A 20964-nucleotide genomic window follows, 5' to 3' on the forward strand; every position below is an offset into this window, starting at 1 on the left:
TTATGCTTTTTTGTTACAAAAAGCTAACTGTTAACACTGTGTTATGAAATTATAGAGAATTTTATGAATGTTAATATATATTATTCATAAAAATATCCTCACAAGTAAAAACGTCTTTTAATCTCACTCCTTTTTCAGTATGCTCAACAGTTATAATTTGATTGTGGGCATCGTGTTCCAAAAACAAATAGTAATTATTATCTGCGGCTGCATTTAAAAATTTAGCTTTTTCTGGCATTGTTAATAATGGTCTTGTGTCGTAACCCATAACATACGGAAGCGGGAGATGTCCTGCTGTAGCCAATAAATCGGCACAAAAAACTATGGTTTTATCCTGATATTGAATATGCGGAATCATTTGTTTTTCGGTATGACCATCTGCATAGAAAATTCCGAAACCTAATTCATTTGAGAAACCAAAATCGCTTTCGGGTCTTTCAATAAAATTCAATTGTCCGCTTTCCTGCATTGGGATAATATTTTCTTTGAGAAAAGAAGCTTTTTCGCGAGGATTAGGTTTTGTTGCCCAATTCCAGTGATTTTCATTTGTCCAGAATTTTGCATTTTTAAAAGCAGGCTCATAAAAAGTTTTATCAGAATTCCATTGAACACTTCCTCCGCAATGGTCAAAATGCAAATGCGTCATAAAAACATCTGTAATATCATCTCGGTGAAAACCATATTTTGCCAATGATTTATCAATAGAATGTGATCCCCAAAGTGAATAATATCCAAAGAATTTCTCCGATTGCTTATCGCCCATTCCGGTGTCAACCAAAATGAGGCGGTTTCCATCTTCAATAAGTAAACAGCGCGCTGCAATATCAATAAGGTTATTTTCGTCGGCCGGATTGGTTTTATTCCAAATAGTTTTAGGAACAACGCCAAACATAGCGCCGCCATCTAATTTAAAATTTCCGGATTCTATAGGGTAAAGTTTCATGAGTTTAAATTTAATAAGAAAACAAAGCTAGGAAATCCAAATTCCTTTTGCTAGGCATTCTTAAAATAATGTTTCTCTCACGATATACATTGCCCACAGATTTAACCGATCTAACGGATTTCCACTGTGTTTTTATTTTTAGCTACGCATCTAATTAAATGATTCTGTGTAAACCTGTTAGATCAGTTAAATCAGTGGGCTAAAAAAATACTTTTATTCCAAAGTAATTGAAGCGCTTCCCATTATTTCTTGTTTGTCGAAGAAGTTGACAAAGTAAGTTCCTTTTTTAAATTGATTTTCGTCAGAATTTAAAATTCCGTATACATTTAAAGACTTTCCCTGAAAATCGGCAGCCACAATAAAACTATAAACCAAAGCCTTATCGTTACCAAATTCTATTAATTTATTTTCGCCCAAAACAGTATTTTTTTGGTCTAAAACCTGAATATAAAACACTCTTTTTCCTGTTTTAGCAACCGCATTTCCGTTAACCGAAAAACTTACTTTTAGTTTATTAGTGTTTTTTGCTCTATCTGTTTCCTGCTCTTTTCCCGATTTTTTTTCACGAAGAGCAATTACTTTAAAGTTATTTAAAACCAGTTTAGAAGCATCTTTTATTGTCGATTCTAACTTTTTTTGCTTTAAGATTAAAGTATCATTTTCTGCCTTTTGCTTATACATTACAACATTTTGAGATTCAATTTCAGTAAGCAGGCTTTTATTTTGAGATTTTAGATTTTTTATTTCTGCAACTTTAGAGGCTAATGCTGTCTGCATATCTGAAAGCTGTTTTCTAAAAATTTGAATTTGAGTATTCGAAGGATTTTCAGATGCTTTTATAATTTCCATTAAATTTTCGACATTCTTTTTTTCAAATGCCAATTGCTGTGAAAGAACCGTTTTTTCTAAAATTGCAACATCATATTCTAATTTCAAAACATTCAAAGAGTCAAGAATACTTTTTTGAGCAGTGTATTCCTTATTGTTATTGACAATTTTAATTTTTTTATTGCTTGCTTCTTCCTTGTCTGCCTCGTCTTTTAGTTCTTTACTAAATATATAAAAAGTAGCACCTATTCCAAAAATAAAGAATATTGCTAAAAGTGCCCTGATCCATTCGTTTGTGTAATTTTTCTTCATCATTCATCACAATTTATTACAAAAATACTATTAAATTATTCGATAGAACAAGTAGAAATACGGTTTTTTATCTTATTTACAATAACTTAAAACACACTAAATCAGTATTTTACAAAATCATCTGACTTTTCGTTCAAAAACAAAATCCCTTGTAAAATAAAAGTCACTCAATAAAGGGCTTTTATGCAAAAATAACTTCTGTCTATTTTAACATTTGTTATAATAATGTGAACCGTTATGGAAAAAGGTTTTTAAGTCGTATCTTTGCAGATAATTTCATTTGAACATTGAAATTAGCGTTTAAATTTTATGTAATAATTTGATTACTATTTAAATGCAGATTAAAATGATCTTTAAAAACAAATACCATAAACAATGATAAAGGTTTCTGATACAGCCAAAAAGAAAATCATCGATTTGATGACAGATGATGGTTTTGACGCCGCAAACGACTACGTAAGAGTAGGCGTAAAAAGTGGTGGATGCTCTGGTTTGTCTTATGATTTAAAGTTTGATAAAACCAAAGGCGATGATGATAAAGTATTCGTAGACAATGATATACAAATTGCAGTTGAAAAAAAATCATTTCTATATTTAGCCGGAACTATTTTAGAATTTTCTGGCGGATTAAACGGAAAAGGATTCGTTTTCAATAATCCAAATGCAAGCAGAACTTGTGGCTGCGGCGAATCATTCTCTCTTTAGTCAAAAGCCAAAAGTCATAAAGACTAAATTGACTTCAAACTTTGGACTTTAAAACTATTAGACAATAAAAAAACAATGAGCAAATACACAGAAGACGATTTAAAAATCGAACTCGAAACCAAAGAATATGAATACGGATTTTATACTAATATAGAATCTGACACTTTCCCTATTGGCTTAAACGAAGAAATTGTAAGAGCTATTTCGCTTAAAAAAGAAGAACCGGAATGGATGACCGAATGGCGCATCGAGGCTTTTCGAGCGTGGAAAGAAATGATTGAGCCAGAATGGGCAAACGTACGTTATGAAAAACCCGATTTTCAGGCAATTTCTTATTATTCGGCTCCAAAACAAGTAGATCCTAACAAAACTTTGGATGATGTTGATCCGGAATTATTAGAGATGTACAAAAAGCTTGGAATTTCTGTCGATGAACAAAAAATGATGAACAATGTCGCTATGGATATTGTTGTCGATTCAGTTTCTGTAGCAACAACTTTCAAAAAAACATTGGGAGAAAAAGGAATTATTTTCTGTCCAATTTCTGAAGCTATCAAAGAACATCCGGAATTAGTTCGTAAATATTTAGGAACTGTTGTACCTCAAAAAGACAACTTCTATGCAGCATTAAACTCAGCTGTTTTCTCTGACGGAAGTTTCTGCTATATTCCAAAAGGCGTCCGCTGCCCAATGGAACTTTCAACTTATTTCAGAATCAATCAGGCAGGAACCGGACAATTTGAAAGAACTCTTGTTATTGCAGATGAAGGAAGTTATGTTTCTTATCTTGAAGGATGTACAGCTCCTAGCCGTGATGAAAACCAATTACACGCTGCTGTGGTTGAATTAATCGCCCTTGACGATGCTGAAATTAAATATTCTACCGTTCAAAACTGGTTCCCTGGAAACAAAGAAGGAAAAGGCGGGGTTTACAACTTCGTAACCAAAAGAGGTTTATGCGAAACAAACGCTAAAATTTCTTGGACACAAGTTGAAACTGGTTCTGCTGTAACTTGGAAATATCCTTCTTGTGTACTTAAAGGAGACAATTCAGTAGGAGAATTTTATTCTATCGCTGTTACCAATAATTATCAACAAGCTGATACGGGAACAAAAATGATCCATTTAGGAAAAAATACTAAATCGACTATTATTTCTAAAGGTATTTCGGCTGGTAAATCACAAAACAGTTACCGTGGATTAGTGCAAATTAGCCCAAGAGCTGAAAACGCAAGAAACTTTTCACAATGTGATTCTCTTTTAATGGGGAACAATTGCGGCGCGCATACTTTCCCTTATATCGAAAGTAAAAATCCATCAGCAAAAATAGAGCACGAAGCAACTACAAGTAAAATTGGAGAAGATCAGGTTTTTTATTGCAACCAAAGAGGTATCCCAACTGAAAAAGCGATTGCCTTAATTGTAAATGGTTTCAGTAAAGATGTATTGAACAAACTTCCAATGGAATTTGCGGTTGAAGCTCAAAAATTATTAGAGATTTCTTTAGAAGGTTCTGTAGGATAATCAAAAGCAATTATTATGGACATCATCTTAAAAAATGTAAAGAAGAAAGATTTTCCGGTTTTAAAATCGTTGGCAAAATCTCTTGGTTTTGAAATTATTGAAGAAAAAGAAAAGCCATATAATCCTGAATTTGTAAAAGAGATTCTTAATGCTGAGAAAAGTATTGAAGAAGGAAAAGGAGTTAAAATAAAAGTTGAAGATTTGTGGAAATAATTTATTCTGAAAAGGCACAAAAAGACATTCTTTTTTGGAAGAAATCTGGAAACAAATCAATAATGAAAAAGATTACAAGTTTAATTGAAGATATTTTGCTTCATCCATACGAAGGACTTGGAAAACCAGAACAATTAAAATATGAATTATCTGGAAGATGGTCAAGGAGAATTGATAAGGAGCATAGAATTATTTACAGAATAACAGAAGAAAACAATATAGAAATACTAAATATTCTTTCATTGAAAGGGCATTACGAATAAGTATTAATGGAAAATAAAAAAGTCATCATTTTAGGTTCTTCCAGAAAAAATGGAAATACAACAAGAATTGTAGATGAAATCGCTAAAGAATACAATATTGATGTAGTAAATCTAAGTGATTATAATATTTCGTATTATGATTACGAAAGCAAAAATATAGAAGATGATTTTTTGCCTTTGATTAAAAGAATTATCGAAAATCATGACACTTTCATTTTTGCAACGCCCATTTATTGGTACAATATGAGCGGAATCATGAAGGTCTTTTTTGATCGGTTTTCAGATTTAATCCGAATTGAAAAAGAAACCGGAAGAAAACTTAGAGGAAAGAAAATTGGCGTGATATCAAATTCACACGATAATGAAATCGAAGAAAGTTTCTACATTCCGTTTAAAAAAACAGCCGATTATTTAGGCATGGAATATTTAGGACACGCGCATTTTAATGCCAATATCCTAAACCAACAAACAAAAATAGAATTGACATTTATATAAAATAAAAAAAAACAATGTTATCAATAAAAAACCTTCACGCCGGAATTGGTGATAAAGAAATCCTTAAAGGAATTAACATAGAAGTTAAAGCTGGCGAAGTACACGCTATCATGGGACCAAATGGTTCTGGAAAAAGTACACTTTCGGCTGTAATTGCCGGAAACGAAAACTACGAAGTTACTGACGGAGAAGTTTTCCTTGACGGAGAAGATCTTGCTGATCTTGCTCCTGAAGAAAGAGCACATAAAGGTGTTTTTCTTTCGTTTCAATATCCTGTAGAAATTCCTGGAGTTAGCGTTACTAACTTTATGAAAACGGCGATTAACGAAACTCGTAAAGCAAACGGACAAGAAGAAATGCCGGCAAACGAAATGTTGAAAGTAATTCGTGAGAAATCTGAATTATTAGAAATTGATCGTAAATTTTTATCTCGTTCCCTAAACGAAGGGTTTTCTGGAGGAGAGAAAAAAAGAAATGAGATTTTTCAAATGGCAATGTTAGAGCCAAAATTAGCTATCCTAGACGAAACAGATTCTGGTCTTGATATCGACGCTTTAAGAATTGTTGCAAATGGTGTAAACAAATTAAAAAGCGATAAAAACGCAATCATTGTTATCACACACTACCAACGTTTGTTAGATTATATCGTTCCTGATTTCGTTCACGTTCTTTACAACGGAAGAATTGTAAAATCTGGCGGAAAAGAATTGGCTTACGAATTAGAAGAAAAAGGATACGACTGGATCAAAGCAGAAAATTAATTTGTTTCAGGTTTCATGTTTTTTTAGTTTCAAGTTGAATTACATTTTGTAAGTTTAAACTTAAAATTATTAAAATAGAAATAATGGCGACAATAACTCGATTTGAAGATTTAGAAATTTGGAAAGAAGCTCGACGATTAGCAAAAGAAATTCATCTTATTGCAGTTCATACAGAATTAAGATCAGATCTCAGATTTAAAAATCAAATAAAAGATTCTTCGGGTTCAGTAATGGATAATATTGCTGAAGGATTTGAAAGAGATGGAAATTTAGAGTTTCGACAATTTCTATCTATCGCAAAAGGTTCGGCCGGAGAAACGAGATCTCAATTATATCGGGTTTTTGATTTTGAATATATTTCAGAACAAAAATTCGAAGTTTTAAAAAAAGATTATGAAAATTTAAGCGGTAAAATAAAAAACTTTATCTCTTATCTAAATAAAAAAGATTTCAAGGGGAATAAGTTTCAATAGGCAAACCTGAAACTTGAAACCTGAAACACCGAAGGAAACAAAAACAAAATGGATTTAAAAGAAAAATTAGTATCGTCTTTTATGGCTTTTGAAGAGCGTGTCGATGTACATTCAGATTTACATGACATACGCACAAATGCTTTAAAAAACTTCGAAAATAAAGGTTTCCCAACCAAAAAAGAAGAAGCTTGGAAATATACATCGCTAAATGCCATCTTAAAAAATGACTTTACGGTTTTTCCAAAGGAAGAAAATGCAATCGAATTTAATCAGGTAAAAAAATACTTTTTACACGAAATAGATACTTATAAATTAGTATTTGTTGACGGTGTTTTTAGTTCACATTTATCTTCTACAACGCATGACGGAATTGATGTTTGCTTAATGTCATCGGCATTGACCAAACCAAAATATAAAATGATTATTGATACCTATTTTAATCAAATTGCAAGTAAAGATGACAGCTTGACGTCATTGAATACTGCATTTGCGATTGAAGGTGCTTTTATCAATATTCCGAAGAAAAAAGTAGCTGATAAACCAATTGAAATTATGTATTTCTCAACTGGAAATGAAGCTGCATTAATGGTTCAGCCAAGAAATTTGGTTATTGTGGGTGAAAATTCACATGTTCAAATTATCGAGCGTCACCAAAGTTTGAATGAAAACCCTGTTTTAACCAATTCAGTTACAGAGATTTTTGCTCAAAAACGTGCAATTGTTGACTATTATAAAATTCAAAACGATAATAGCGAAGCGAATTTAGTTGACAACACTTATGTTTCTCAACAGCAAGAAAGCCATGTTTATGTACACACTTTCTCATTTGGAGGAAATCTGACACGTAATAACTTGAACTTTTATCATTTTGGCGAAAGATTGACAAGTACGTTAAACGGAATTTCAATTCTAAATGATAAACAACACGTTGACCATTACACTCTGGTAAACCACGCAACACCAAACTGCGAAAGTTTTCAAGATTATAAAGGAATTTTCTCTGATCGTTCGACAGGAGTTTTCAACGGAAAAGTTTTGGTAGAAAAAGAAGCTCAAAAAACAAATGCTTTCCAAAAAAGCAACAATATTTTATTGAGTGATAAAGCGACTATCAACGCAAAACCACAATTAGAGATTTTTGCAGATGACGTAAAATGTTCTCACGGTTGTACTGTTGGACAGCTTGATGAAACAGCAATGTTCTACATGCAGTCTCGTGGAATTCCTCAAAAAGAAGCTAAAGCTTTATTGATGTACGCATTCTCAAATGCCGTTATCGAAAGCATCAAAATACCAGAATTAAAACAAAGAATTACTAAAATCATTGCCATGAAATTAGGCGTGAATTTAGGATTTGATTTGTAAAAAAGTTCTATTTATAAAATTCAAAAACCGATAAGCTTAAAAAGTTTATCGGTTTTTGAATTTATCTTTTTTCATTTGACCAATATGCAAATGACTGAGGTGGTGTTAAGTTATAATCAGCCTTTAAACATTTCGGTTCTTCAAATTTATTTTTATTTTTTATTTGAATGGCAAAACCTTGTTGTCTGTTTTCGAAATATTCATAAAAATAATCTTCTGTTATACCTGAATATTCTTTGGTTTTATCCCAAAGTTCTTTAAGATCTAGATTAAATATTTTCTCAATTTCAAATTCTCCAATTACTTTTTGTACTGGTGAAGAAGCATAAACCAGAACCGAAGTTACATTTTGGTTTTTAAAAATAGCTTTTCTGAATTCAAATTTTTTAGTCCCATCAAATATCTTATTTGCAAATTGGGGTTTTATTGATAGTACTACTTTCATAAGTTAAAATATTTATTGATTTAGCCATCTTAAAAATGGAATAACGTATTTTTTAATAATTGCAAATATCGTGTTTTTAAAAATCCTTTCTAATCATTTTTCATTAATATGCATATTTTAAAAGTTTATCAAATTGCTCCACACTTATTTTAGAGAATCCTCTTGGTACGTTCTCATAACTTGAAACAATTCCATTATTAACCAGCCATTCAAGGTTAGGTCTTTTTCTAAATGAATATGTGTAAAGAAAATTCACTACAAATGGTCTATTAGCTTTATTGTAATTCCAATGTTCAGATAATTCTTGATTTGTAAATACACTCCTTTTTCTACATAAAGAAATAAATTCTTTCTCATTCTCAATTTCTAAAATTGAAGATTCAACTATTCCTAATGTCGTGGCAACTCCTTTATATTTCCCACCTGTCATATAAAAAACAATTACATCTCCTGCTTTCAAATTTTTCAAATAAGAACGAGAAATATATACTTTACTCAAAGCATTTCTGTGTGGATAATTCTCAATAAAATCCTTTGGTGACTGATTATTTAAAATAGAATCCGGGAATAGTTCAGTATGGTATTCTGGATAAATTGGAACCAAAAATATATTTTGTTTTCTTGAAAAAAAAGGAAAAGTTAACTTAGGATTATCAGTATTAATTAATTCTTTATTAAAAGATCTCACATAAACTTGTTCGTCTCCATTTTGAGTTGTTTTAATTCCAAAATGATAAAAGCCCCATACTTTTAGAAGTTCGATTAATCTTTCTTGTTCTTCTCTTTTATCAAAAATAGTAACATAGATTTCATCAACTCTACTTTGTAAAGCATTATCAAAAATTATTTTTAGAAATCTCTCTCCAATTTTATAACCATTTGCTGTTACTTTAAAAGTTCCAATTTTCAACCTTTTTTTCTTTTCAAAAACTGGGTTAATTTCAGCATAATTTTCATTTATCCCCTCTGTTTTTATAAACAAAAATGCAGTTAAATTACCTTCACTAAAACATACATAACATGTGTCATCAGATTTCTTATTAAACCAATTATTAAATTCAACATAATCTTCTCTGAAAGTATCAAAAAATTCATCTTTAATATCTACATCGCCAAAATCAACTCTTTTAACAGCTAAAACTTTATAATCAATTAATTCAGGATTTTCAGAAATAACTTTTTCTAAAAAAGTTTGAATTCGAAATACTTTATCTGAAATCCCCAGTAAATTTGCCTTAGTATGAATCTTTTTATCTTCGGAAATTAATATATCAACTCTTCCTTCATAAACTTCATTTAGAATTTGTGTGTCATTAATATCATTTTCTTGATTATCTACTCTCTTACTTATTTTTAGAATTTCCTCACCTAACGGAGCTTGATGTTTAAGTAAATTGTAACTCTCAATTTTGACACTCATAGTATGGAGAGCTTTTGGATCTTTATATCTTTCTAATTCTTCAACAGTCAAAGGGTGAATATATTTTGAATATTTAAGATTATCTATCCACTTGAAAAGTTGACCAATTTCTGGTTTGTATATTTTATTTGCTTCTCTATGAATAATAATATTTGTGTCTAACAAAACTTTCATCACCTAATGATATTTAATAACTGTTCATAATTATTATCCTTAATCTCGATATATGGAACAGAATACTTTCTCGAAAGATATTTTGCACATTCAATTTCTAAATTCTGTAATTCGTTCAAAACTTGGGTGCAATATTTTTTACTATCACGATTTTCCAGTCTTTTAGCTATTTTTTCTACATCATCTATAACAATTGAAATCACCCTTGGATTAAGAACATCAAAAGTTTCTTCATCAATTTTACAGGGAACATTCAATGAATTCAATAAACAAAAATGCCCATCAAGTAAATACTTTTTATCCCTATACATTAAATTATTTAATCCAAAAATTAATTTTTCTTGTGTAGAGGAAATATTTTCAACTAACTTATTATCAGAAGGACTGATTTCACTCCATTTTAAAACTTCACTTGCGGTTATGTGTATAACATCACTCTTAGATGCTATTTCTTTACAAATAGTTCCTTTTCCAACTCCATGAATACCACCAATGAAAAATATATTTTTAAACGATTCCATTAATATTTTTTTAGCAAGGTATAAAAAAGAATGAAATGTATTACAAATTTATTTCTTCACACTATCAATTACCCCCATCAAAAACCCATTAAAATCAAATCCAGGTTCGTCTTCTCTCACTCCCATTCTAACAATTACCATATCCAAAGACGGAATAATTGCCACCATTTGACCTTGATATCCACTGCAATAAAACATATCACGAGGAACATCTGGAAATTTCCCTCCGGCATTTAACCAAAATTGCGCTCCATATTTTCCTTCCGAAGTATTAGTTGGAGTTGCTGTATATTTTACCCAGCTTTCATCTAGAATTTGTTCTCCGTTCCAATTTCCTTTATGCAGATATAATAATCCAAATTTTGACCAATCTCTTGGCGTTGCCCATCCGTAAGATGAACCTACGAAAGTTCCTGACATATCTTGCTCAACAATCATTGAGTTCATTCCAATTTTATCGATTACAGCGCTGTACCAAAAATCAAGATATTCTTGCTGCGTTTTAAATTGGCTTCTTAAAATTCGGGAAAGAAGATTTGTTGTTCCAGATGAATAATTCCAATGTGTGTTTGGCTTAAATTGGGCAGGTTTATCCATTTGTACTTTTCCCATATCTTCGGCCTGAAAAAGCATTTGTGTAGCATCGCAAATCGTACTGTAATTTTCTTCCCATTCTAAACCAGAATTCATATGAAGCAAATCATTAATCGTAATAATTTTACGATCGTCATTTTGCCATTCTTTAACTGGAGCAGGTTTATAAATATCAATTTTTCCTTGTTTAGCCAAAACTCCAAAAGCAGAACTTGTAATACTTTTTGTCATCGACCAGCCTAAAATTTTGCTGTCTTTATTAAAACCAGTATCATATTTTTCGGCAATTAATTTGTCTTTATATAATACAACAACAGCACGGGTTCTTTTTGTTCTTCCACCGTTTTTATCAAAAGCATTTTCAACTGCACTTTTTAATTTCGTGTAATCAACATTCGCGAAAGCAGAATCTTTTGGCTCATTATTTCCGTATGGAAAAGGAAGATTGTTTTCTAATTTTGTTCTTTTTGGAAGTAAATACGGTTTTGAAACATCAAAATCATCATTAATCAAAATCGCACCTAAGCCTTCGCGATAAATTGCTTTTCTTTCTTTCAAACCATAAACGGTTGAAGTGGCAAACTTTCCGGTTTCGTCAATTGAATTTTTAGCCAGATCAATCATATCGATATCATTGTCTGTTTTTTGGATTAAATCTAACGGACGATGGTCAATAAAATGTCCAGATGCAACACTTTTGGCCGAAAAACCAGAAATTAAATCCAGTTTTGGATAAGTTGTAAATCCGAAATACAAAAAAGCGAGAACCACTAGAAGCAAAAGTACTTTAAGAAATTTTTTCATGATGATGTCAGTATTTTTATTGCAATATAAATAATTTATGTTCACGATTTTAGAACTCAAATCATAAATCTGATTCGGATAATTCAGAAAACTTAATTGATTTTTACGGAATCAGCATTTACCCCTTGTAACAATGACATCATAAAAGGAAATTATAGAATTGCTATATAAACAAATTTAGTTTTAGTACTTTTGTAAATAGATTTTTTCTAAATAAGACATGCTAGATATTCAAAAAATAAGAGCTGATTTTCCGATACTTTCACAAACTGTAAACGGAAAACCTTTAGTATATTTCGACAACGGAGCTACTTCGCAAAAACCACAAGTTGTAATTGATGCAGAAGTAAAATATTATCAGGAAATTAATGCCAATATTCACCGCGGCGTTCACACTTTAAGCCAATTAGCGACTGATGCTTACGAGATTTCGCGTGGTAAAGTAAAAGAACATATTAATGCAAAACATGCTCACGAAGTGCTTTTTACTTCGGGAACTACGCACGGAATCAACTTAGTAACAAATGGTTTTGCTTCTATTTTAAAACCTGGTGACGAAGTAATGGTTTCTTCATTAGAACATCACAGTAATATTGTGCCTTGGCAGATGTTATGCGAAAGAACGGGAGCCACTTTGAAAGTTATTCCTATTAATCAAAACGGAGAATTAATTCTGGAAGATTTTGATTCTTTGCTTTCAGAAAAAACAAAAGTGGTTACGGTTAATCATATTTCAAATGCACTCGGAATTATTAATCCGATAAAATATATCATTGATAAAGCTCACGCTGTTGGCGCTGCAGTTTTAATTGATGGAGCGCAGGCTGTTCCGCATTTAAAACCAAATGTTCAGGAATTAGATTGTGATTTTTATGCTTTTTCAGGACATAAAATGTGTGGTCCAACCGGAACCGGAATTCTTTATGGAAAAGAAGAATGGTTAAATAAACTTCCTCCTTATCAAGGCGGTGGTGAAATGATTAAAGAAGTTACTTTCGAGAAAACAACTTACGCAGATCTTCCTCATAAATTTGAAGCCGGAACACCCAATATTGCTGGCGGAATTGTTTTAGGAACTGCAATTGATTATTTAAACAGTGTTGGTTTTGAAAATATTCACGAATATGAAACTGAACTTTTAGATTACGCTACAAAACGTTTATCTGAAATTGAAGGTTTAAGAATCTACGGGACAGGAAAAAATAAAGCTTCTGTGATCTCGTTTAATATTGATGGAATTCATCCGTATGATATTGGTTCTATTATCGACAAATTAGGAATTGCAGTTAGAACCGGACATCATTGTGCTCAGCCTATTATGAATTTCTTCTGTATTCCGGGAACGATTCGCGCTTCTTTTTCATTTTATAATACCAAAGAAGAAATTGACCAAATGGTCGATGCCGTTAAAAAGGCACAAACAATGCTAAGCTAACATCTATTTTTATGAGAATAATATCTTTATTGCTTTTAACGCTTTTTATTGCTACCGGCTGCTGCAGTCAAAAAAAGACAAACATGGCTACAACTCAAATTGAATATTCTGCAATGTCAAGAGGATATTTCAAAAAGATTGTAGTTCAAAATCAGACTGTTTATGTTACAAACGGTAGAGATCAACAACCAATTGAAAGTAAAATTGACGATGCTAAATGGAACAAAATTGTTGCTGAATTTTCAAAAGTAGATTTAAACAAACTTTCGGCATTAAAAGCACCAACTGAAAAACGTTTTTATGACGGTGCTGCGATTGGAAATTTAAAAATAACTCAAGATCAAAAAACATACGAAACAGCAGGTTTCGACAATGGTTTTCCCCCTAAGGAAATTGAAAAACTGGTAAATTTACTGGTTGATTTTGCTAAAGAATAATTATGACAATTAAAGAAATACAAAACGAAATAATAGACGAATTTTCGATGTTCGACGACTGGATGCAGCGTTATGAATATATTATCGAACTGGGAAAAAGTCTTCCGTTAATTAAAGAAGAATACAAAACCGACGAGAATTTAATCAAAGGGTGTCAGTCAAAAGTCTGGCTTCAAGGCGAGCAAAACGATGATAAAATTGTTTTTACGGCAGACAGTGACGCTATTTTGACTAAAGGAATAATTGCTATTTTAATTCGCGCTTTCTCTAATCAAAAGGCATCAGACATTATAAGTGCTGATACTGAATTTATAGACGAAATTGGATTAAAAGAACATTTATCTGCAACACGCGCCAATGGTTTGGTTTCGATGATAAAAAACATCAAAATGTACGCTTTGGCCTTTGATGCAAAAAACAAAAATTAAAAAATTTTAAACCATTAAGGCATTAAGATTCATAAAGTACTAAGCTTAATTTTCTTGATAGTTCGAAGAGAATTAAGCATACTGCAAAACTTAATTTTCTTAATATCTTAATGGTAAAAACAAAAAATAAAAATGGAACAAGAAATAGACACAAACGAATTAGGAGAATCAATCGTAAAAGTTTTAAAAGGAATTTACGATCCTGAGATTCCTGTAGATATTTATGAGTTAGGATTAATCTACGACGTAATGGTTAATACAGATTACGAAGTAAAAATCCTGATGACATTAACATCTCCAAACTGCCCGGTTGCAGAAAGCTTACCAAGAGAAGTTGAAGAGAAAGTAAAAACAATCGAATACATCAAAGATGTTGATGTTGAGATCACTTTCGATCCGCCTTGGAGTAAAGATTTAATGAGCGAAGAAGCAAAATTAGAATTAGGAATGCTTTAAAAAATAGTCATAAAGTTGAAAGTCATAAAGTCAAAAGTTAGGACTTTATGACTTTCGACCTTCGACTTTAAGACTTATAGAATGGAAGAAATCATCAATAAAGTTGCCAATAGTGCTTTAGAAGTTTTTGATTTGGAGGATTATTATCCAAAAGGAATGCGTGTGCAGATTGACATTTCGCAATGGCTTTTGGAAGGATTTTTATTGAAAGAAAAAGACTTTAGAGAACACCTTAAAAATCATGATTGGTCACAATACCAAGATCAATATATCGCTGTACATTGCAGTACAGATGCAATAGTTCCCGCTTGGGCATTAATTTTAGTAAGCGTTCATTTAGCTCCTTTTGCTAAAAAAGTAGTAAACGGAACTATTGAGGATCTGGATTCAAGTTTATACGAAGAAATTTTAAGCAAAATCGATTATTCGGCATACAAAAATAAGCCGGTTATTGTAAAAGGCTGTTCAAAGAAACCAGTTCCTATGCGTGCTTATATTTTAGCAACAACTTATTTACAGCCCTTTGCCCGCAGTATTATGTATGGCGAAGCTTGTTCTGCTGTGCCTTTATACAAAGAATCTAAGAAATAACCTTCATTTTAAAGTAATATTCCCTTAACCTTCGGTTGTATTTTAGTATATTTGTTAATATACACTTAAACTAAACAACTATGAGAAAGCTGACGTTATTACTATTTATCTTAGCGAACTTTACTTTTGTTCAGGCCCAAAATTCAGAAAAAGAACTAATTCAGAATACCGAAAAAGCGGTAAGAAAAATAAACGATACAATTGAGGACGAAGGATGGAAAGCAAAAGGAACAGTTTCTCTTTTATTAAACCAATCCAGCTTCAATAACTGGATCGCAGGTGGTGAGGATAGTTTCTCTGGGACTTTAGGAATAAACTATGATTTCAATTACAAAAAAGACGATGTAACCTGGGACAATAAAATCCTTGCTTCTTACGGACTCTTACAAACTAAAAACACCGATTTCGGAAAAAAGACTGATGATCGTTTAGAGTTTAATTCAATCGTTGGTAAAAGAGCTTTTGGTGAGTGGTATTACTCTTACTTTCTAAACTTTAGAACTCAATTTACAACGGGTTATATTTATGGTCAGGATGCCAACGGAAAAGAAATCCGAACAGAAAACACCAAATTCATGTCTCCGGGTTATCTAACTACAGGTCCTGGTATTTATTGGTCTAAAGATGAACATTTAAAAATAAATTTTGCGCCGTTAACTTCAAAATTCACTTTTGTAGATGGTGCTTATACTTCCGGCATTGATCAAAACACAGGATTACCATATGTTGATGGAGCTTATTTTGGCGTAGATGCTAATAAAACGATGCGTTACGAGTTAGGTTTTTATGCTTCTGTTTATTACAAATTGGCCATTATGACTAACGTTACCGCAGAAAACACATTGAATCTTTATTCTAATTATCTGGAAGATCCTCAAAACGTAGATATCAATTACTCTTTAAATATCATCATGAAAGTAAACAAGTACTTATCGGCAAATTTAGCCTTCCAGGCTATTTATGACGACAATGCTTTTCAAGGTCTTCAAACTAGAGAAGTATTTGGTTTAGGAGTTAATTTTGGGTTTTAATAATCAGCAACCCCGTGAAAGGCTTCTTTTCTAAAGGTGTCGAATTCGACATCTTAAACATCAATTTTCATTGAACATCTTATAAAAAAACGGCTTTTGATTTATTTCAAAAGCCGTTTATATTTTTATTTACTTATTAAATGATTTAGGTTTTATTCGAACGATTTTATCGTCTTTCATAATAACTAATTCAGTATTTGATTTCTTTTTGAACTCAATTAATTTATCATAAACCAAATCCATCGCATCTAAAATTTTAGTTTGAGTTGCCGATCTTTTATATGTTTTCATTATAAATTCCTTTTAGTTTATCATACTTAATTTCATTGATTATATCAATTTCGCTTTCCAGCATTTTTTCTGCCAATAATTCAGGTTTCCCAAATGAATTATCAAAGATCATAACTTCATCAACTATTGGCAAATATATATTAAATAAGTTTAATATTCCATTAATGTATCTTCGCTTAATAACATCTGTTTCTATATTATGTCCCCCTTCTGTAACTCTAGTTTTTACTCTTTCAATCGCAAGTTCAACATCTTGCAACCAAAAAAATAAAAGAATTACTTTATAACCTTTTTCTTGAGCTAAAGTAATTTTAGATTTATAACTTTTAGTGGCTAGTGTTGTTTCAAAAGCAAATATTGTATTAGTATCTAATAACTCATTTATTCTATGAAGCATTATTCTACCAGCCTCAAAAGCTACTTTTTCAGGTTGAAATGGAGAGAGACCTTTAGCAATTTCATCTGCATTTACAAATTCTTTACAGTTTAAAATTTCAGGGAGTATTGTAAAAGAAGCCGTAGTTTTACCTGCTCCATTGCATCCTGAAATTATATATAAATTCTTACTCATTTAAACAAAGATATGAAATATCAATTTTTACCAAATCTTATTTTAGAGATATTTAATAAAGTTTTTATAATCTTCCTGTTTATTCATTATATAAAAAACGGCTTTTGAAATAAATCAAAAGCCGTTTCTATTTTTATTCCTCTTCCTTTTCAACCGCGTCCTTATAATCAGGATACAAAAACTTATTATATGGAAATCTTGTTATGTGAATCTGACGAACAGCTTCATAAACCGTTTCTCTAAATTCCTCAAAATTTTCTTTTTGAGTTGCCGAAATAAACAAGGCGTTATCTTCTCCTACATTACTCATCCAAGTCTGTTTCCATTCCTCAAGCGTCCAGTGTTTTCTGGTTCTTTCGGTAATCAAATCATCTTCGTCAATCGTTAGATGTTTGTAAGCGTCGATTTTATTGAAAACCATAATGGTTGGTTTATCATTGCTCTTAATTTCCTGCAAGGTCTGATTTACAGATTCTATATGATCTTCAAAATCAGGATGCGAAATATCTACAACGTGCAAAAGTAAATCGGCTTCACGAACCTCATCAAGTGTACTTTTAAAAGAGTCTACTAATTGAGTTGGCAGTTTTCGTATAAATCCAACCGTGTCTGAAAGCAAAAATGGAAGGTTTTTAATAACTACTTTTCGAACTGTTGTATCTAATGTTGCAAATAATTTATTCTCAACAAAAACATCACTTTTTCCAATAGCATTCATCAAAGTCGACTTTCCAACGTTTGTATATCCAACCAGCGCCACACGAACCATTGCGCCGCGATTGCTTCTTTGGATACTCATTTGTTTGTCGATTGTCTTGATTTTGTCTTTCAACAACGAAATTCGGTCACGTACAATACGCCTATCTGTTTCGATCTCTGTTTCACCGGGACCACGCATACCAATTCCCCCTTTTTGACGCTCAAGGTGTGTCCATAAACCAGAAAGTCTTGGCAGTAAATAAATACACTGCGCCAATTCTACTTGCGTTCTTGCATACGAAGTTTCAGCTCTTTGCGCAAAAATATCCAGAATCAAATTGGTTCTGTCAAGGATTTTGCAATCTATAATTCGTGAAATATTTTTTTGCTGTGATGGTGATAATTCATCATCAAAAATTAAAGTCGATATTCCGTTTTCTTTTACAAAAAGATTGATTTCATCTATTTTACCCGTTCCCACAAAAGTCTTCGGATTCGGACGTTCCATTTTTTGCGAAAAGCGTTTAATAACTTCACCTCCTGCGGTAAAAGTTAAAAACTCTAATTCATCTAAATATTCATTAAGTTTTTCCTCACTTTGATTTTGAGTTATAATACCAACAATAGCTGTTTTCTCAAAATTTATAACTTCTTTTTCTAACATATCTTAAAATAAGCTACAAATTTAATCATTTGTATACTACTACAATTATAGAATTACGTTTTTAAATATTATTTAAAATGATAAACCATCTAAAAATCATGTTTTACAAAGTATTTCTTTAATAAAACTCGATTTTTAAATGGCTTAAAAAGGATTCAAAAACTATTTATTCGTAGATAAAAGTTTTCTCTGTTTTTACAATTCCATTTTCTTCGATTTGAGAGCATGAAATTGGAAAATTTAATTTGTTGTATTTGTATTTTCGGCTTACCGCAACTAAAGCTGTAGACGAAGGACTAAAATTCATTTCGTTATTGTATGAAATCGACTCAAAAGTAAATTCGTCTTCATGATATGAAATCATGGGTACAATTACTTTATAATTATCTCCAAAAAGGCTTTGAACAATTAACTGATCTACCGATTTTTTATCATCGTAAGTATACGTTTTAGAGATTTTATCTCCAACTAATCCTTTATGTTTCGATACATTATCGTTTACATAAACATACTCGATTTTACCAATAATGGCCTTGTTTCTATCACGTGATGTGCGTCTAACGATAGTACCATTTTCAATGATATATTCAATATCTTCAACTAAATTTTGGTGATTTGTACTTTTTTTAGTCGTTACTTTTACTCTTGCTCCTTCATAAACAAACGATACAACTTTTGTAATATAATCAGGTCCTTCCTGATATTTTTTTACAAATTTTGTAATGTTGTTATCAGCATCATAAGTGTAATTGATAACTTCTTTCCAGTCGCTTCCAACTTTATCTTTAACAGACATATCCAGTAAACCCTTTTTGTTATAAAAAAAGTTTTGAATAACATCCGAAGTTGTTATTGTTTGAAGTTTACCATCCTTAAAAACCATTGTTTTATTAACAATTTCACCGTCTTTAGAGTTTTGGTAATTTGTTTTTACAATGTTGATCTGCTTCAATTTAACGTTTTCCTGACTCTGTATCAAGAATGGAAACACCATCATCAGGATGGCAATAAAGTAGGTTTTCATTTTGTTTTTGTATTGATTTGGGATGACCAAAATACAAAATTCTGTCAAAATTTGACAATTTAAAATTTAAAAAAACCGAAACGCAATTTTAGAAAATTAGAAATCAACAACTTATATAAATACAATTCTTATTTCTCACCAAAAATTTTCACATCATCAACCATAAATGCACCATTTAGTGTTTTATCTTTTCCTGAACCTACGTACCTAAAGGCAATATTTATATTTCCTGAATAAGCAGATAAATCTATTCCGCCAGAACTTATAAACTCGCGAGAAGGAGTTAAAAGCGTAGGAACTTTTGCTTCTAATCTCGTCCATTTTGCCTTGGTTACACTTGAACCGTCAAAGTTTGTTGAGACATACACTTCGAGTGTATTTAATTGCGAATCGACTTTTAAATCATGCTGTGCGCTTCTAAAAGAAAGAACTGAATTTTTATAACCCGTTAAATTAATTTTAGGAGAAACCAGCCAGGCAATATTTTCTGCCGCTGTTGTACTTGTGGTATTAAATTCTGCATAACCATTTCCCGCATAAACCATGCTTTTCCACAGCTTTGTCGCTTTTTCTACAATGTTACTCCAACCCGGAAGTGCAAAATTGACATTGTTTTTAACGGATTGAAAATCCTCTGCAAAAAATGGAACACTTCTTTTTCCGTTCATAACCACATCTTCTTCTGAACGAACCATTAATTGATAATCTGTACCAAACTTAGTTAGAATTCCTCTAACTTTCCCACTTTCTTCCGGCACAAAATGATCTGCAAATTTTGCATAACTGCTTGTTCTAAAAATAATTTGATTTCCGGTTTTATCGCGCAGGTTCCAGTTTGTCGATCCTCCAATATTATTTGATTCTTCAAAGTAATGACGCCCCAATGCAGCTTCTGTAAATTCAACATCATTAAGTTCAATTAATGTATTTAATTTACTATCTGATAGTGCCTGTTCTATAGAAAGGGATTCAACCAGCTGATTTTCATCAATGATAGTACACGAAGCATTTAAAACATTTTTATATTCATTTTGAGAAATCCTTCCTATTGTTGGATCGCCGGCGTTGTTAACATATAAGCTGCCAATTCGTAATCCTCCATAATATAAATCTGTAAACTGATTTTTAAGTTTTACATATACTTTATTTCCAAGTCGATAATCAATATAAGTATTTGAAGCATCAACAGGAACACTAAAACCAATTGCAGGATTTTTTTCATTGGCTTTTGTCTGAAGTGAAATAGATTTAAAAAAGTTCCCTCCTTCATCGCTCGAAACAACATAAGCTTCTATAATATCATCATACAAATATTGCTTAGCTGTATTGCTTGAAAGTTCATAAACTTTTTCGACCGTTTTGTTTACTTTAAAATCAGGCTGAGTACAGGCTAATTTTGGATTTGCTATTTCTGTACTGCAGCTGCAAATAAATAATAATGATGACGCTAAAAATGTATTTAAAATTATATTTTTCATGATAGATAAGTGAATGTCG

Annotated in this window: 25 protein-coding genes; 14 read left to right on the forward strand and 11 right to left on the reverse strand. The window is 31.5% G+C overall.

Annotation, left to right across the window (positions count from 1 at the left end; all coding sequences use genetic code 11):
- Nucleotides 1–70: 70 nt before the first annotated feature.
- Together BUE10_RS07565 and BUE10_RS07570 are read right to left on the reverse strand one after the other, a co-directional pair.
- On the reverse strand, nucleotides 71–943 hold the full coding sequence (locus BUE10_RS07565) for an MBL fold metallo-hydrolase (RefSeq protein WP_073483812.1): 873 nt from the start codon (nucleotides 941–943) through the stop codon (nucleotides 71–73).
- A gap of 213 nt (nucleotides 944–1156) precedes the next feature.
- Nucleotides 1157–2086, reverse strand: a complete 930-nt coding sequence (locus BUE10_RS07570) for a hypothetical protein (RefSeq protein ID WP_234984723.1) — start codon at nucleotides 2084–2086, stop codon at nucleotides 1157–1159.
- 372 nt (nucleotides 2087–2458) lie between these two features.
- Between BUE10_RS07570 and BUE10_RS07575 the strand changes: the two genes are divergently transcribed.
- The 8 genes from BUE10_RS07575 to sufD all read left to right on the forward strand — a co-directional run bounded on the left by BUE10_RS07575 (nucleotide 2459) and on the right by sufD (nucleotide 7882).
- A complete protein-coding gene (locus BUE10_RS07575) occupies nucleotides 2459–2788 on the forward strand; it encodes a HesB/IscA family protein (RefSeq protein WP_073483816.1) in 330 nt (109 codons plus the stop codon).
- A 75-nt stretch (nucleotides 2789–2863) separates the two neighbouring features.
- Nucleotides 2864–4312 carry a Fe-S cluster assembly protein SufB gene (sufB, locus tag BUE10_RS07580; RefSeq protein WP_073483818.1) on the forward strand — a complete coding sequence of 483 codons (1449 nt, stop codon included), beginning with the start codon at nucleotides 2864–2866 and terminating at the stop codon, nucleotides 4310–4312.
- 15 nt (nucleotides 4313–4327) lie between these two features.
- On the forward strand, nucleotides 4328–4525 hold the full coding sequence (locus BUE10_RS07585; RefSeq protein WP_073483820.1) for a DUF2683 family protein: 198 nt from the start codon (nucleotides 4328–4330) through the stop codon (nucleotides 4523–4525).
- Nucleotides 4516–4788: a Txe/YoeB family addiction module toxin gene (locus BUE10_RS07590; RefSeq protein WP_071635883.1), complete on the forward strand. Its 273-nt coding sequence runs from the start codon at nucleotides 4516–4518 to the stop codon at nucleotides 4786–4788. Before BUE10_RS07585 ends, BUE10_RS07590 begins: the two co-directional genes overlap by 10 nt.
- Nucleotides 4789–4794: 6 nt before the next feature.
- Nucleotides 4795–5283, forward strand: a complete 489-nt coding sequence (locus BUE10_RS07595; RefSeq protein WP_073483821.1) for a flavodoxin family protein — start codon at nucleotides 4795–4797, stop codon at nucleotides 5281–5283.
- A gap of 14 nt (nucleotides 5284–5297) precedes the next feature.
- Nucleotides 5298–6044 (forward strand): Fe-S cluster assembly ATPase SufC, encoded by a 747-nt coding sequence (gene sufC, locus BUE10_RS07600; protein WP_073483823.1) that lies wholly within the window; start codon nucleotides 5298–5300, stop codon nucleotides 6042–6044.
- Between the two features lie 83 nt (nucleotides 6045–6127).
- The gene (locus BUE10_RS07605; protein WP_073483825.1) at nucleotides 6128–6517 is read left to right on the forward strand and encodes a four helix bundle protein; all 390 of its coding nucleotides are present in this window, start codon (nucleotides 6128–6130) and stop codon (nucleotides 6515–6517) included.
- A gap of 48 nt (nucleotides 6518–6565) precedes the next feature.
- A complete protein-coding gene (sufD, locus tag BUE10_RS07610) occupies nucleotides 6566–7882 on the forward strand; it encodes a Fe-S cluster assembly protein SufD (protein WP_073483827.1) in 1317 nt (438 codons plus the stop codon).
- 61 nt (nucleotides 7883–7943) lie between these two features.
- Here sufD and BUE10_RS07615 read toward each other — a convergent pair whose 3' ends face one another.
- The 4 genes from BUE10_RS07615 to BUE10_RS07630 form a co-directional block, all read right to left on the reverse strand.
- Nucleotides 7944–8327, reverse strand: coding sequence for an ASCH domain-containing protein (locus BUE10_RS07615; protein WP_073483828.1), 384 nt, complete (start codon nucleotides 8325–8327; stop codon nucleotides 7944–7946).
- A 103-nt stretch (nucleotides 8328–8430) separates the two neighbouring features.
- Nucleotides 8431–9921: a PIN domain-containing protein gene (locus BUE10_RS07620; RefSeq protein WP_073483830.1), complete on the reverse strand. Its 1491-nt coding sequence runs from the start codon at nucleotides 9919–9921 to the stop codon at nucleotides 8431–8433.
- Nucleotides 9921–10442, reverse strand: coding sequence for an ATP-binding protein (locus BUE10_RS07625; RefSeq protein ID WP_073483832.1), 522 nt, complete (start codon nucleotides 10440–10442; stop codon nucleotides 9921–9923). The genes BUE10_RS07620 and BUE10_RS07625 overlap by 1 nt, the downstream gene beginning before the upstream one ends.
- Nucleotides 10443–10490: 48 nt before the next feature.
- Entirely contained in the window at nucleotides 10491–11840 is a 1350-nt protein-coding gene (locus BUE10_RS07630) for a serine hydrolase domain-containing protein (protein WP_073483834.1), read from the reverse strand.
- Between the two features lie 220 nt (nucleotides 11841–12060).
- Here BUE10_RS07630 and BUE10_RS07635 point away from each other — a divergent pair, with 220 nt between their 5' ends.
- The 6 genes from BUE10_RS07635 (at nucleotide 12061) to BUE10_RS07660 (ending at nucleotide 16218) form a co-directional block, all read left to right on the forward strand.
- Complete coding sequence (locus BUE10_RS07635) at nucleotides 12061–13275, forward strand: aminotransferase class V-fold PLP-dependent enzyme (RefSeq protein ID WP_073483836.1); 1215 nt, start codon at nucleotides 12061–12063, stop codon at nucleotides 13273–13275.
- An 11-nt stretch (nucleotides 13276–13286) separates the two neighbouring features.
- Nucleotides 13287–13712 (forward strand): hypothetical protein, encoded by a 426-nt coding sequence (locus BUE10_RS07640; RefSeq protein ID WP_073483838.1) that lies wholly within the window; start codon nucleotides 13287–13289, stop codon nucleotides 13710–13712.
- A gap of 2 nt (nucleotides 13713–13714) precedes the next feature.
- Nucleotides 13715–14140 carry a SufE family protein gene (locus tag BUE10_RS07645; RefSeq protein WP_073483840.1) on the forward strand — a complete coding sequence of 142 codons (426 nt, stop codon included), beginning with the start codon at nucleotides 13715–13717 and terminating at the stop codon, nucleotides 14138–14140.
- 132 nt (nucleotides 14141–14272) lie between these two features.
- Nucleotides 14273–14596: an iron-sulfur cluster assembly protein gene (locus BUE10_RS07650; RefSeq protein WP_073483842.1), complete on the forward strand. Its 324-nt coding sequence runs from the start codon at nucleotides 14273–14275 to the stop codon at nucleotides 14594–14596.
- An 81-nt stretch (nucleotides 14597–14677) separates the two neighbouring features.
- Nucleotides 14678–15187 (forward strand): DUF2480 family protein, encoded by a 510-nt coding sequence (locus BUE10_RS07655; RefSeq protein ID WP_073483844.1) that lies wholly within the window; start codon nucleotides 14678–14680, stop codon nucleotides 15185–15187.
- Nucleotides 15188–15267: 80 nt separating this feature from the next.
- On the forward strand, nucleotides 15268–16218 hold the full coding sequence (locus BUE10_RS07660; RefSeq protein WP_073483846.1) for a DUF3078 domain-containing protein: 951 nt from the start codon (nucleotides 15268–15270) through the stop codon (nucleotides 16216–16218).
- 129 nt (nucleotides 16219–16347) lie between these two features.
- Here BUE10_RS07660 and BUE10_RS24100 read toward each other — a convergent pair whose 3' ends face one another.
- The 5 genes from BUE10_RS24100 to BUE10_RS07680 form a co-directional block, all read right to left on the reverse strand.
- Complete coding sequence (locus BUE10_RS24100) at nucleotides 16348–16509, reverse strand: hypothetical protein (RefSeq protein WP_165590695.1); 162 nt, start codon at nucleotides 16507–16509, stop codon at nucleotides 16348–16350.
- Nucleotides 16496–17080 (reverse strand): zeta toxin family protein, encoded by a 585-nt coding sequence (locus BUE10_RS07665; protein WP_073483848.1) that lies wholly within the window; start codon nucleotides 17078–17080, stop codon nucleotides 16496–16498. The genes BUE10_RS24100 and BUE10_RS07665 overlap by 14 nt, the downstream gene beginning before the upstream one ends.
- A 133-nt stretch (nucleotides 17081–17213) precedes the next feature.
- Complete coding sequence (gene hflX / locus BUE10_RS07670; RefSeq protein WP_073483849.1) at nucleotides 17214–18443, reverse strand: GTPase HflX; 1230 nt, start codon at nucleotides 18441–18443, stop codon at nucleotides 17214–17216.
- A gap of 166 nt (nucleotides 18444–18609) precedes the next feature.
- Entirely contained in the window at nucleotides 18610–19467 is an 858-nt protein-coding gene (locus tag BUE10_RS07675; protein ID WP_073483851.1) for a hypothetical protein, read from the reverse strand.
- Between the two features lie 128 nt (nucleotides 19468–19595).
- Nucleotides 19596–20945, reverse strand: coding sequence for a DUF5689 domain-containing protein (locus BUE10_RS07680; RefSeq protein ID WP_073483853.1), 1350 nt, complete (start codon nucleotides 20943–20945; stop codon nucleotides 19596–19598).
- Between the last annotated feature and the right edge of the window lie 19 nt (nucleotides 20946–20964).

The organism is Flavobacterium sp. CF108 (assembly GCF_900129795.1).
Classification (GTDB): domain Bacteria; phylum Bacteroidota; class Bacteroidia; order Flavobacteriales; family Flavobacteriaceae; genus Flavobacterium.

Coding starts and splice junctions, on each gene's coding strand:
- BUE10_RS07650 (WP_073483842.1), top strand. CDS start 14,273: ATGGAACAAGAAATAGACACAAACGAATTAGGAGAATCAATCGTAAAA.
- BUE10_RS07665 (WP_073483848.1), bottom strand. CDS start 17,080: ATGAGTAAGAATTTATATATAATTTCAGGATGCAATGGAGCAGGTAAA.
- BUE10_RS07655 (WP_073483844.1), top strand. CDS start 14,678: ATGGAAGAAATCATCAATAAAGTTGCCAATAGTGCTTTAGAAGTTTTT.
- BUE10_RS07615 (WP_073483828.1), bottom strand. CDS start 8,327: ATGAAAGTAGTACTATCAATAAAACCCCAATTTGCAAATAAGATATTT.
- BUE10_RS07585 (WP_073483820.1), top strand. CDS start 4,328: ATGGACATCATCTTAAAAAATGTAAAGAAGAAAGATTTTCCGGTTTTA.
- sufC (WP_073483823.1), top strand. CDS start 5,298: ATGTTATCAATAAAAAACCTTCACGCCGGAATTGGTGATAAAGAAATC.
- BUE10_RS07630 (WP_073483834.1), bottom strand. CDS start 11,840: ATGAAAAAATTTCTTAAAGTACTTTTGCTTCTAGTGGTTCTCGCTTTT.
- BUE10_RS07680 (WP_073483853.1), bottom strand. CDS start 20,945: ATGAAAAATATAATTTTAAATACATTTTTAGCGTCATCATTATTATTT.
- BUE10_RS07595 (WP_073483821.1), top strand. CDS start 4,795: ATGGAAAATAAAAAAGTCATCATTTTAGGTTCTTCCAGAAAAAATGGA.
- BUE10_RS24100 (WP_165590695.1), bottom strand. CDS start 16,509: ATGAAAACATATAAAAGATCGGCAACTCAAACTAAAATTTTAGATGCG.
- BUE10_RS07620 (WP_073483830.1), bottom strand. CDS start 9,921: ATGAAAGTTTTGTTAGACACAAATATTATTATTCATAGAGAAGCAAAT.
- BUE10_RS07640 (WP_073483838.1), top strand. CDS start 13,287: ATGAGAATAATATCTTTATTGCTTTTAACGCTTTTTATTGCTACCGGC.
- BUE10_RS07645 (WP_073483840.1), top strand. CDS start 13,715: ATGACAATTAAAGAAATACAAAACGAAATAATAGACGAATTTTCGATG.
- BUE10_RS07570 (WP_234984723.1), bottom strand. CDS start 2,086: ATGATGAAGAAAAATTACACAAACGAATGGATCAGGGCACTTTTAGCA.
- BUE10_RS07635 (WP_073483836.1), top strand. CDS start 12,061: ATGCTAGATATTCAAAAAATAAGAGCTGATTTTCCGATACTTTCACAA.
- BUE10_RS07575 (WP_073483816.1), top strand. CDS start 2,459: ATGATAAAGGTTTCTGATACAGCCAAAAAGAAAATCATCGATTTGATG.
- sufB (WP_073483818.1), top strand. CDS start 2,864: ATGAGCAAATACACAGAAGACGATTTAAAAATCGAACTCGAAACCAAA.
- hflX (WP_073483849.1), bottom strand. CDS start 18,443: ATGTTAGAAAAAGAAGTTATAAATTTTGAGAAAACAGCTATTGTTGGT.
- BUE10_RS07675 (WP_073483851.1), bottom strand. CDS start 19,467: ATGAAAACCTACTTTATTGCCATCCTGATGATGGTGTTTCCATTCTTG.
- BUE10_RS07625 (WP_073483832.1), bottom strand. CDS start 10,442: ATGGAATCGTTTAAAAATATATTTTTCATTGGTGGTATTCATGGAGTT.
- BUE10_RS07660 (WP_073483846.1), top strand. CDS start 15,268: ATGAGAAAGCTGACGTTATTACTATTTATCTTAGCGAACTTTACTTTT.
- BUE10_RS07565 (WP_073483812.1), bottom strand. CDS start 943: ATGAAACTTTACCCTATAGAATCCGGAAATTTTAAATTAGATGGCGGC.
- sufD (WP_073483827.1), top strand. CDS start 6,566: ATGGATTTAAAAGAAAAATTAGTATCGTCTTTTATGGCTTTTGAAGAG.
- BUE10_RS07605 (WP_073483825.1), top strand. CDS start 6,128: ATGGCGACAATAACTCGATTTGAAGATTTAGAAATTTGGAAAGAAGCT.